General features: G+C 59.5%; 9 protein-coding genes. 5 read left to right on the top strand and 4 right to left on the bottom strand.

Annotation, left to right across the window (positions count from 1 at the left end; genetic code table 11):
* Positions 1 to 306 precede the first annotated feature (306 nt).
* Positions 307 to 1,185: an ATP-dependent sacrificial sulfur transferase LarE gene (larE, locus tag PMX72_RS09815; protein ID WP_271729042.1), complete on the bottom strand. Its 879-nt coding sequence runs from the start codon at positions 1,183 to 1,185 to the stop codon at positions 307 to 309.
* Positions 1,186 to 1,352: 167 nt separating this feature from the next.
* On the opposite strand from larE, the gene PMX72_RS09810 reads away from it, so the two are divergent.
* On the top strand, positions 1,353 to 2,003 hold the full coding sequence (locus PMX72_RS09810; protein WP_271729043.1) for an HAD family hydrolase: 651 nt from the start codon (positions 1,353 to 1,355) through the stop codon (positions 2,001 to 2,003).
* Positions 2,004 to 2,204: 201 nt separating this feature from the next.
* Here the strand turns inward: PMX72_RS09810 and PMX72_RS09805 are convergent, their stop codons facing one another.
* Positions 2,205 to 3,410: an ATP-binding protein gene (locus PMX72_RS09805; RefSeq protein ID WP_124786633.1), complete on the bottom strand. Its 1,206-nt coding sequence runs from the start codon at positions 3,408 to 3,410 to the stop codon at positions 2,205 to 2,207.
* Positions 3,411 to 3,625: 215 nt separating this feature from the next.
* Positions 3,626 to 4,759: a LacI family DNA-binding transcriptional regulator gene (locus PMX72_RS09800; protein WP_233502682.1), complete on the bottom strand. Its 1,134-nt coding sequence runs from the start codon at positions 4,757 to 4,759 to the stop codon at positions 3,626 to 3,628.
* A 549-nt stretch (positions 4,760 to 5,308) separates the two neighbouring features.
* Between PMX72_RS09800 and glmS the strand changes: the two genes are divergently transcribed.
* On the top strand, positions 5,309 to 7,156 hold the full coding sequence (gene glmS / locus PMX72_RS09795; RefSeq protein WP_271729044.1) for a glutamine--fructose-6-phosphate transaminase (isomerizing): 1,848 nt from the start codon (positions 5,309 to 5,311) through the stop codon (positions 7,154 to 7,156).
* 114 nt (positions 7,157 to 7,270) lie between these two features.
* Here the strand turns inward: glmS and PMX72_RS09790 are convergent, their stop codons facing one another.
* Positions 7,271 to 7,972: a GntR family transcriptional regulator gene (locus PMX72_RS09790; RefSeq protein WP_226790702.1), complete on the bottom strand. Its 702-nt coding sequence runs from the start codon at positions 7,970 to 7,972 to the stop codon at positions 7,271 to 7,273.
* Between the two features lie 193 nt (positions 7,973 to 8,165).
* Between PMX72_RS09790 and PMX72_RS09785 the strand changes: the two genes are divergently transcribed.
* The 3 genes from PMX72_RS09785 to PMX72_RS09775 all read left to right on the top strand — a co-directional run bounded on the left by PMX72_RS09785 (position 8,166) and on the right by PMX72_RS09775 (position 11,344).
* Positions 8,166 to 9,200, top strand: a complete 1,035-nt coding sequence (locus tag PMX72_RS09785) for a YeiH family protein (RefSeq protein WP_271729045.1) — start codon at positions 8,166 to 8,168, stop codon at positions 9,198 to 9,200.
* A gap of 266 nt (positions 9,201 to 9,466) precedes the next feature.
* On the top strand, positions 9,467 to 10,684 hold the full coding sequence (locus PMX72_RS09780) for a helix-turn-helix domain-containing protein (protein ID WP_035138737.1): 1,218 nt from the start codon (positions 9,467 to 9,469) through the stop codon (positions 10,682 to 10,684).
* An 84-nt stretch (positions 10,685 to 10,768) separates the two neighbouring features.
* A complete protein-coding gene (locus PMX72_RS09775; protein ID WP_148334224.1) occupies positions 10,769 to 11,344 on the top strand; it encodes a hypothetical protein in 576 nt (191 codons plus the stop codon).
* Positions 11,345 to 11,517 lie beyond the last annotated feature (173 nt).

Raw genomic sequence — 11,517 nt, 5'->3', positions numbered from 1 at the left:
CGCGCCTTTAGACGCGAGCCCGGGGCCCGTGGGTTATACCCTAAGAGCAAACCACCCTTTTTAAGGGTGGTTCTGATTGCGTTTCCCCAGATAAAACCTGCCAAAATAAACCTGTCCCTTTTTGACAGGTCAGTTAACGCAGTCCAGGTTGTGCATATGCGAGCGAGCGGGCTCCGGGTGCGGCAAGGTGACGTGAAACAAGCGGGCGCTGACCTTTTGGTCGCGCCCGTGCAGGTGAACGTCAGATTGCCGTGCCCGGGGCCTGCGCAGCGCCGAGCGGTTACGCCGTTTGTAAAACGGCGTAACTTAAAGGTTCATGTTGCCGTGGATATAGGGGGTAACCTCGGGGGAGATGTGACCGCAGCCCAGCTTGCGCAGCGCGGACTCGATGGCGGCGGGCAGCGGGGTTTTGCCCTCGGCATCGACGGCGGTGCCGCCGAGGGCGGCAATCTTGGTGATATCTGCGGGGGCGGCCTCGATATGCATGCAGCTGCCGACCAAGCGCGCGCGAACCTGCGCCAGGTCAAGATCGTGCAGGTAGTCCTCGCAGGTACGGATTAAATCGATCTTATCGCGCGTAAGCTCCTCGCCCGTGGGGACGCGCGTGGCAAGACAGGCTCCCGCCGGCAGGTTCCAAACGGGATAGCCCCATACGCGCAGCAGCTCGCGCTCTTCGTCCTTGGTAAAGCCGACCTCCATGAGAGGGGAGCGTACGCCGAGCTCTTTTGCCGCGCGCATGCCGGGGCGGTAGTCACCGCGATCGCTTGCATTGCTGCCATCGATGACGGTGGAAAAGCCGAGCGACTTGGCGTGGTTGACGATAGCGGTAAAGCCGGCATGCTTGCAGTGGTAGCAGCGATTGGCATCGTTGCAGGCTACTTGGGGGAGCTGCAGCTGATCGACCGAAAGATTGAGCACGGGGAGCTTAAAATGCGGCCCCTCATTGGCTTGTCCATCAACGGAGCGCTCAAACGAGGTCTGTTCGGGCGTGCCGATGAGCGGCGTGGTGAGGTGAACGAGAAGCGTGTCGGCGGGCATGATACGGGCGCAGACCGCGGCCAAAAAGCTGCTGTCGACGCCGCCGGAAAAGCCGATGGCGACGCGTCCATATGCCAAAAGCAGCCGCTCGAGCGCTGCGAGTTTGTCCTGAAGCTCCTCTGCAGGTGCGGTGGTGTCTGAAAACATGAAACGATCCTTGCCATTGAGTACTCGGTCGAAAACTATAATCCTACCGGGCTGCTTGTCATAAGATTTCTACCTATGTAACGAAAGTGCAATATGCTATATACGTTATATACAAGTTTGTAAAGTGCGGTAGAGTGGCAGTAACGCAATCAGGTGAGGGGACCGATATGATTAAGGCTGTTATTTTTGACATGGACGGAACGCTGGTCGATACCGAGCGTCTGGGCATCAAGGCGTGGAAGGCGGGCGCCGCCGAGCTTGGGGTCGCGATTGATGATGCGCTGATCCATCAGTTTATCGGTCGCACGCTGCCCGATGTCATGGACATTCTTGAGGCGCATTACGGCAGCAGAGAAACCGCTGAGGCGATCTATCATCGCCACAAGGAGATTCGCGACGAGATAGTCAAGACCGATTTGGAGCTTAAGGCCGGTGCCGCCGAGTGCATAGACGAGCTGCTGGCTGCGGGCTATCACGTGGGCCTAGCGACGTCGTCGCGTCTCGTTACGGCCGAGCGCAACCTTAAGATGGTCGGTCTTTTTGACAAGTTTGAGACGGTGACCTGCGGCGAGGACGTCGTGCACGGTAAGCCCGACCCCGAGATGTATCTGCTCGCCTGCGAGCGCGCGGGCTTTGCTCCCGAGGAGTGTGCCGTGGTCGAGGATTCGCGCAACGGCTGCGTCTCGGGCATTACGGCCGGCTGCCACGTCTTTGCCGTCCCCGATATCGTGCCGCTGCCGCAGGACGTGGTGGACGGCTGCGAGGCCGTGCTCGATACGCTGTTCAATCTGACGGCCGCGGTCAAGGCCGTGTGTTAGCGTTCGCACGCGAGTCGCCATGCCCCGCGCCCGATCCCGCGGGACGGTGACGGCAACGGCGCCTGCGTGGAGGCGCTGACGCAGTCAGCCCCTCTTATCACGCCAAGATTGCTGTTTTGGCCGATAAGAGGGGCATTGTGCTTTAAGCGACTGGGGCTGCGGCCTTGGTAAGGAGCTGGCGGAGGGTTATGACGCTACAAGTTACTCCAGGAGCCAGTCGATCACGTTGCGCTTGCGGACTCCTTCGTAGTTCGCGTCCGCAAACAGCGTGTCGAGCGTAAGAAGCGTCTTGGGATAGTTGTCTCGGACTTTCTTAAAGGGGGCCAGCTCTCGATTGAGGGTAGTTTCGTCGAGCGTTGTGGCTGAAACCTGAAAATAGGCTGTCTCGTCTGAGTTTAGGGCAACAAAATCGATTTCCCCGCCGTCGATATCGCCCACGTAGACGTCGTATCCACGGCGTAGGAGCTCGAGATAAACAACATTCTCGAGGATATGACCGATATCGCTGCTTTGGGTTTTGACGAGAGCGCCTCTAAGTCCAAGGTCAACGGCGTAGTATTTGCCGTTTGTTGAAAGAAGCTGCCGACCGCGCACGTTATAGCGCGGAGCAAAGTACAGCACAAGGCTGTCTGTTAAGCCTTTGAGGTACTTGGCTACGGTTTTCTGGTCGGTTTTGTTGCCGTTGGACGAGAGCGTGTCGGAGATTTTTTTAATCGAGATCCGGTTTCCAATGCTATGGAGTAGGAACTTGGTGATATCGCGCAGGGTCGGGACGTCCGAGACCTTCAGGCGTTCGATAACGTCGCGTATGACGATGGTATCGTAGAGACTCATAAGATAATCGCGCGCCTGGGGTCCTTGAATGCCCGTCTCGGCGATAAAGGGAAAAGAGCCCCGGGTGATGTACTCGTCAAACAACTGCGCGGGAGCCTTTCCGTCATTGGTTTTTGCCGAGCAAAACTCCTTAAAGGATAGGGGCAGCATCTTGAGCTCTACGTAGCGACCGGAGAGCAAAGTTGCCAGTTCGCTCGAGAGCAGATAGGCGTTGGAACCGGTTATGTAGAGGTCGACATTGTCCTTGATAAAAAGACTGTCGACGGCTTTTTCGAAATGCTCGACGTGCTGTATCTCGTCCAGAAAAACGTAGTTCATCTTATCGGGGACGAGTCTGGCGGAAATGTAGTCGTAGAGTGCTCTATACGACGTAAGCGACTCGAACTCCAGGTCTTCAAAGTTGAGGGATATAACCTGGCCGCCTGTGATTCCATGATCGCGCAGGTAGCTGCGGTAGATTTCAAATAGCTTTGATTTGCCGGACCTTCGCACGCCCGAAACGACCTTGATGACGTGCGAGTCTTTCCACGAAATGAGCCAGTCGAGGTACTGTTTGCGATCAATCAGATTCATGAAACCCCTTTCTTGGCGAGAAAAAACTGGAGCAAAATCAATACTTATAGGAAATATCTAAAAATATGGAATTTAGTCTATTCTAACAAAAAAGTTAATGAAAAATGGATTACATTCCATAAATATCCGTAGCTGCAGGTCCGGCTAAACGGGGAGGGCACATGGGGCCAGTAAAAAACGCCGCAGCGGGCCTGTTTCCGTTGCGGCGTTTTTTGTTACAAGTAGGCGCCCAGGTTGATGTCGGTTATTGGGGCCGCGGATGGGCCCGTCGGGTGCTGCTCGGCTTTTTGGGTGCTCACACGCTCGAGCAAGAAGGGGCGCACGAGCTCCTGACGATTAATGTCCTCGGTGGCCGTGACCGTGGTGACGGTGCGCGCGGCGGAGCCGATGCGGACTCGTTTGGTCTTGGCGGCAGGTTTATCCTCGATTTGTTCCATGAGCAGCTGCACGCCCTTGCGGCCGATCTCGTAGCCCGGTGGTGCAACCGTGGTGAGGGGTACCGATCCGCTCCAGGCAAGCGGGTTGCCATCGCAGCCGGCAACAAGAATCTGGCCGGGGACGGAAATGCCCTTGTCGGTCAGCGCCGAGATAACGCCCGAGGCCAATACGTCAGTCAGGCCGATGACAAAATCGGGGCGCTCGTCAGCAGGGCGTTCGGCAATCTGGGTACCGATGCTGTAGCCGTCGGCTGCGGTATTCCACTCTCCGGCATCGATGACCTCAATTTTGATATCGGGATGCAGGGCAAGTGCCTTGTGGATGCCAAGGACGCGCAGGGTGAGCTGCATAAATGCCGCTCGGCCTACAACGACGATGCGGTGTGCGCCGCGGGCGATGGCGAGCTCGGCGATAATGCGCCCCTGTGCCTCGTTGTCGGCGGCCACGTAGTAACCGGGTTCTGAACAATGGACGTCCAGATGGACGATGGGGACGGGAATCTTGGTCATGGCGGGGTGCCAATCGAGGGACGCCATGGGCTGAACCATGACGCCGGACATCTGCGTGCCCATAAAATAGCGCAGGTAATGATCCTCGAGAATGTCGTCGTTATCGGCATTGGCGATGAGCAAGTCATAGCCGTGCTTGCGTGCCTCGTTGTGGGCACCGCTGGCAATCTGGAGCGAAAAGCCGTGATCGAGACGGGGGAGGACAAGGCCAAAGGACTTAGTGGTGCCGCCGGCCAGCTGGCGAGCGCTTTGGTTGGGCAGGTAGCCAAGGCGATTGATGGTCTCGTTGATGAGCTTGAGGGTCTCGGGGCGCAGCTTTTCGGGGTGGTTGAGCGCGTTGGAAACCGTGCCCAACGAAACCCCGGCCTCGCGCGCGACGTCGCTGATTTTTACCTTTGCCATGGCGGCCCCTTTGATGCGTTTCAAGTACAAGTCCGATTGTAGCATCGCCCGCCCCCAGGGTGTCAAAACCTGCCAATTAGGGACAGGTTTATTTTGGCAGGTTTTATCTGCGAAAACGCCGTTGCCAGCGCGACCACTACGAAGGGGACAGGCACCTTTGTGGTGGTTTGAGACGCCCGGGCCTTCAATTGTCTCGATCTGTAACATCTGGACGGCAAAACCGCCTCTACCTGTTACGGATCGAGACATAGTGCTGGGGCCGAACCGTAATGTCTCGATCTGTAACACTAAGCCGGCTTATTGCGGCCCAGATGTTACAGATTGAGATCTTTCGCCGGGATAGGCCGCCGCCCCGGTCCAAACCACCACAAAGGTGCCTGTCCCCATCGTGGTGGTTTGGACGTGTGTGCATCGGGTGGTATCTAAGTTGAGATACCACTTCTGGTATATCAGCTTGCACTTGCGTGAGTACAATACTCGAACGTTATACGTCTCAGCGCCCCTTGTGCGTGGGCGTTTTGCAGTCACGCGGACGAAGGGATTTATCCTATGTGCGGAATTGTCGGCTACACCGGCTCTGATATTGCAAAGAACATCCTGGTCACAGGCCTTAAGCGCATGGAGTATCGCGGCTATGACTCCTCGGGCGTCGCGCTCGAGGTGGGTGAGGGCGCCGCGGCGCACCTCGACGTCATCCGCCGCGTGGGCAAGGTCGCGGGCCTGGAGAGCGAGCTTTCCAACATCGACAGTGACGCTACCTGCGGTATCGGCCACACCCGTTGGGCCACCCACGGCAAGCCCTCCGTCGTTAACGCCCATCCCCACACCAGCTGCGACGGTCGTATCGCCATCGTCCACAACGGCATCATCGAGAACTTCGCCGAGCTGCGCGAAGAGCTGGAGGGCCGCGGCCACCACTTTAAGAGCGAGACCGATACCGAGGTCTTCGCGCATCTGATCGAAGAGGCCTATGCCGAGACGCACGACCTGATGGCCTCCGTGCGCGAGGCTTGCACCCACGTGGTCGGTGCCTATGGTCTGGCCGCCGTGTGCGCTGACGAGCCCGGCGTGATCGCCGTGGCCCGCAAGGATTCCCCGATCGTAGTCGGCGTGGGCGAAACCGGCTCCTATGTCGCCTCCGATGTCATCGCGCTCATCGACGCCACCCGCGATGTCGTGGTGCTCGAGGACGGTCAGTTTGCCAAGCTCACGCCCGCAGGCGTCGAGTACACCGACGAGGTCGGCAACGTTATCGAGCCCAAGGTCACCCACATCGACTGGGACCTGGACATGGCAGAAAAGGGCGGTTATCCCGACTTTATGCTCAAGGAGATTCACGAGCAGCCGCGCGTCGTGCGCGACACGCTGGTTGGTCGTATGACACCGGCCGGCGAGCTCGACATCGACGAGCTGGGCCTTTCGCTCGAGGAACTCAACGACATCGACCGCGTCTACGTGATCGCTTGCGGCACCAGCTATCACGCTGGCCTCATTGCCAAGAATCTCATTGAGGGCTGGGCTCGCATCCCCACCGAGGTGGAGGCGGCCAGCGAGTTCCGCTATCGCAACCCCATCATCACGCCGACGACGCTCGTCGTGGCCGTGTCCCAGTCGGGCGAGACGGCCGACACTCTCGCCGCCATCCGCGATGCGCGCATCAAGGGTGCCAAGGTCTTCGGCATCACCAACGTGGTGGGCAGCCCCGTGGCGCGTGAGAGCGACGGCGTCATCTACACCAAGGCCAACAAGGAGATCGCGGTCGCCTCGACCAAGAGCTTCATCGGCCAGGTTGTGAGCCTGACGCTGCTGGCCCTGCTGCTGGCGCAGGTCAAGTACCGCTTGACCACCAAGCAGGCGCGCATGCTGTTCCGCGAGCTTTCCGATACGGCCGAGCAGATCCAGTGGATTTTGGATACCCAAACCGAGGCCGTTCATGAGGCCGCCCTGCTGTGCAAGGACGCGCAGTCCGCACTGTTTGTGGGTCGCGGCATGGGTGCCGCTATTTCCTACGAGGGCGCGCTCAAGCTCAAAGAGGTCAGCTACCTGCACGCCGAGGCATATGCCGCCGGTGAGATGAAGCACGGCCCCATTGCCCTGATCGACCTGGGCTTCCCTGTCATCGCTGTGGCCACCAAGAGTGCCACCTACGACAAGACCGTGTCGAACCTTATGGAGTGCAAGGCGCGCGGTGCCAAGGTCATCGTCGTTGCCACCGAGGGCGACGAGGAGATCAACAAGATTGCCGACTGCATCATCCGCGTGCCGGCAGTCCGCGACGTGTTCAGCCCCATCACGGCGAGTGTCCCGCTGCAGCTGCTCGCCCGCGAGGTCGCCATCCTGCGCGGCTGCGACGTCGACCAGCCCCGCAACCTGGCGAAAAGCGTCACGGTCGAGTAGTTGGTTCCGCCGTTCTAGCGACTAAGGCCCGGCTCCGCATCAAGACGGAGCCGGGCCTTTTTTGCATTTGACCAGATAAAACCTGCCAAAATGAACCTGTCCCTTTTTGGCAGGTTAGCGGAGCTTGCTGGTCTCGAAGTACTCGGGGAACTGGTCCAGAACCTCGGTTTGGTTGCGGAACATCATGTGCAGGTGCTTGCTGACCAAAAAGCTCGCTTCGATGGGGTCGCGACCGGCGATAGCGCGGCGAATCTGCTTGTGCTCGTTCACGATGTCCTGATTGTCGAGAACCTGCGTGGCGGCGCGCAGCCAGCGGAAGCGCTCCAGGTCGGCATTGGTCTCTTCGAGCCACGACCACACGGTGCTGCGACATGCGATGCTAAAAATCATGTGATGCATGAGGTTGTCGCTCAAAAAGAAGCCGATGCGATCCTCTTCGGCCATGGCCTTTTCCTGCAGCGCGATGGCACGGTCGAGCTGCTCGATGCCGGCCGACGTGGCGCGCGCACAGCATTCCACGATCACCTGCTTTTCCAGATGCTCGCGGATGTAACAGGCACTCTCGGCAAGGGTGAGGTTGATGGGTGAGACGTAGGTACCGCTCTGGGGCACGGTGCGCACCAGGCCCTCTTGCGCCAGACGCACCAGTGCCTCGCGCACAGGGGTGCGCCCCATATCCAGGTCGTCGCAAAGTTGCTTGACGCCCAGCTTTTCGCCCGGCTTGTAGTCCAGGTAGACGATTTTGCGTCGAATGGTGTGGTAGGACTGGTCCTGTAGACTCGTTTCCTGCTCGCCGACGTGCATCGATTCTTCCATAGCGCCTCGCAACTGTTCTATCAAACTCATATGTCAGTTGTTAATTATGCCGCGAATCAGCTCTCCGCGGTGGGTAATTCGGCTGTTGCCTGAGAACTAATGCGGCATCTTAGTCTGTGTTTGCGCAAGGCTGCGCTCAATGTTGCCGTATCATAAGCCGTCGCAAACGTGAAATAGAAAGAAGGAATCCCATATGCAACTGGCAAATATCGTACGCGAGCGCTGGAAAGGCGTTTTGTTCTGCCTGATCATCGCTATCCCCGCGACGTTGCTCGGCAAACAGATTGAGGTGGTCGGCGGTCCGGTATTTGCCATCCTTTTTGGCATGGTCCTGGCGCTCGTCTTTCCCAAGAATCGTCGCGAACAGCTCACCGCCGGCGTTACCTATACGTCCAAAAAAGTCTTGCAGTACGCGGTTATCCTGCTTGGCTTTGGCATGAACCTCTCCCAGATCCTGTCCAAGGGCGCCCAGTCGCTGCCGATTATCGTGGCGACGATCTCGACCTCGCTTGTCATCGCCTTTGTGCTCTGCCGCGTCATGAACGTGCCGGGTAAGATCGCGACGCTTGTGGGTGTGGGTTCGTCGATTTGCGGCGGTTCTGCCATCGCCGCGACCGCACCCGTCATCGATGCCGACGATCGCGAGATTGCCCAGGCTATTTCGGTCATCTTCCTGTTTAACGTTATCGCGGCGCTCGTGTTTCCGACGCTCGGCGGCATGCTCGGGCTGACCAACGAGGGCTTTGGCCTGTTTGCCGGCACCGCCATCAACGATACCTCGTCCGTAACGGCTGCGGCGAGCGCCTGGGACAGCATGCATCCCGGCGCCAATGTGCTCGAGAGCGCCACGGTGGTCAAGCTCACCAGGACGCTGGCCATCATTCCCATCACGCTGGCGCTTGCTTGCTGGCAGATGCATCTGGCGCGCAAGGCCGGCGGCGACGCTAGGAGCACGTTCTCGCTTAAACGCGCGTTTCCCATGTTTGTGCTGTTCTTTGTGCTGGCGAGTGTGATCACCACGGTGTTTCAGCTTCCCGTGTCCATCACGGCGCCCATCAAGGAGCTGTCGAAATTCTTTATTGTGATGGCCATGGCGGCTATTGGTTTTAATACCGATATCGTTGAGCTGGTCAAAAAGGGCGGCAAGCCCATCGCGCTGGGCTTTTGCTGCTGGATTGGCATTGCGTGCATGAGTTTGGGAATGCAGCACGTGCTGGGAATCTGGTAGAGAAGTAGCTTATTTGCGTGCTGCGTGCTGGTGAGCGCATTCTCACGGTGGAGCGATAGGAGCTCTTGCGGGTATGGCTTGTCCGCAGGTTTATAAGTCCCGAAGAGCTCTTATCGCCCCGCCAGGATGGCGATGCGGGGCAACACCTATACTCGCAGGACGGCGCTTTCTGCCCTATAGTGTTTGGTGAGCAATATCGTTCAATTTTGAAACACTCGGTCGTGCGACCGTCGGCGGTTGCACGTCGCTGCGGACAGAGGCGAATCATGGATAGCGATGCCAAGCTGAACATCTTGACCGAGGCCCTGGCTGCTGCCGGGGCCTCGGCATTGGCAATCGATGCGCGTGGGGACGTCGCGATCTCGACCATGAATGACGCGGCGCTTGAGCGGGATGTGGCGACTTTTGTTGCCGAACGCCTCGACCGTATAGGAGACGGCGCGCGTCTTGTTATGGGGCGCGCGGGTACGCGCCTGAGCCTGACCGTTCGCCCCACCGACAAAGAGGGCGGGGGCCTTTGGGCCGTCGTGGTCCGCGAGGTGCGCGGCGCCGCGGCGCATGCGGGCATCGAGTGGCTCAACGCCGACGAGGTTGAGGCCCGCTACGAATCGAGCGCGTACGGCATCGCTGAGGGGGCGGCCTCGGTGGCTGCGCCGGTTGCAGAGAGTTACGCGCGCGGTGTGCCCCTTATGCTCGAGGGCGAGCTGGGAGCGGGTCAGGTCGAGATCGCCAAGCGCCTCTATCTGGACGGTCCTTTTGCCGGTCAGCCCTTTGTTTCCGTTGCGCTCGATGAGCTCACCGAGCGCGGTTGGCGCCATGTGCTCAAAAGCGCCGAATCGCCGTTGTTCCAAACAGGGCTGACCCTTTGCATTGAGGGCTGGAACGCGGTTGGCCCCCAGCGCCTCCGCGAGCTGGTCTCCACGATGGCCGACACCGCGTTGGCGACGCGCTGCCATGTGGTGCTGACGGCGAATGACATGCCGGGCGGCAGCGAAAGTGATCAAGCCGCCTTTGTGACCGAGCGCTTCGCCTGTGCGGTGAGCGTGGCGCCGGCAATCGCCGAGCAGGGAGCCGCGTCGACGAAGGTTGCGCGCTATTTGGAATATCTCGCTGATGCATTTGGGACGGCAACGCCCGCGCTGTCTGCCGCGGCGACGAAGACGCTCGATGCTTACCGCTGGCCGCGCAACTATCTGCAGCTCCGCGAGGTCTCGGAACGACTGTATATATTGGTGGGGGCGGGCACGGTGGACCGCGCTGTGGCGGAGGAAGTGCTCGCCCAAGAGGACGTGATTAAGACCGCAACCTTTGGCGCCCCGACGCTCGAAAGTGACCTGTATATCCTGCGACCGCTGGCCGATACCGAGCGAGATATCGCGCATCTGGTTGTAGACCATCTCCACGGCAACCGAACCCGTGCGGCGGAGGTGCTGGGCATAAGCCGTACAACTCTGTGGCGCTTGCTGAAGGACGATGACCGTTGAGCGAGGCGCCCGTGACCGCGCGCGACGCGTGTGCTACAGTCCAAAGCGTTATTGTTTCGATTTGGTTACGGCGTGCGAGGGCATATGGCTGAGACTTCAAAACCGAGCCGCAGAAGGCGGAGTGCCGCGCCGGTCAACCGACGCACGACATCGGTGACGTGGGGCAAACACGCCTCGGGGTTTGATGGCTCGTTCAAGCGCACTAAATACGGCTATCCTTCGGCAAGCGCCCGCTTGGCAATGCAGGCAGAGTCCTCGCTGTGGGGCCGCAAACGCGTGGTGGGCTCAAAGCTCAAGCACGACGGAACGCTCGGCTACATCAGCCGCGGGGCGGCTCGCCGCAGCGGGCTCAATCCCGCCGGCTGGCATCGCTACGTGCCGATCGTGGCCGCCGTTGCAGTGATCGTCATCGCACTCGCTGCGCTTGGCTATGCCGGCGGTGGCGCCAACTTGGACGCAGTGTTTAAATCGCCCGAGCTCGCGCATGCAGGTACAGAAGTTGTCGAGGGCGCTCAGACCCAGACGGGCGTCGCGCCCCAGCGTGGTATCGTTGCGGCGGCCTCCACCATCGCCGATGCGCAAAAGGACGAAGACAAGCAAGGCGACGACGCCGAAACGGCCCAGGCAAATGAAACGGCAACAACTCCATCGGCGGGATAAGTTGCGAGTGGGGCAGCAAATTTGGGACGGGGCCTTTCAGCGGGTCCGCCGTTCGGTAGAACGGCGGAACTAATTTCAAGACTTTAGTCCGCTGGCCGCGCAGCGGCCAGCTTTAAACCACCCGCTACGCGGGTGGAGACAAACGGCTTTACAAAGCCACCCCTCCGACCGAT

Source organism: Collinsella aerofaciens (assembly GCF_028207065.1).
Taxonomy (GTDB): domain Bacteria; phylum Actinomycetota; class Coriobacteriia; order Coriobacteriales; family Coriobacteriaceae; genus Collinsella; species Collinsella aerofaciens_AR.
This window is presented reverse-complemented; position numbering and strand designations above follow the sequence as displayed.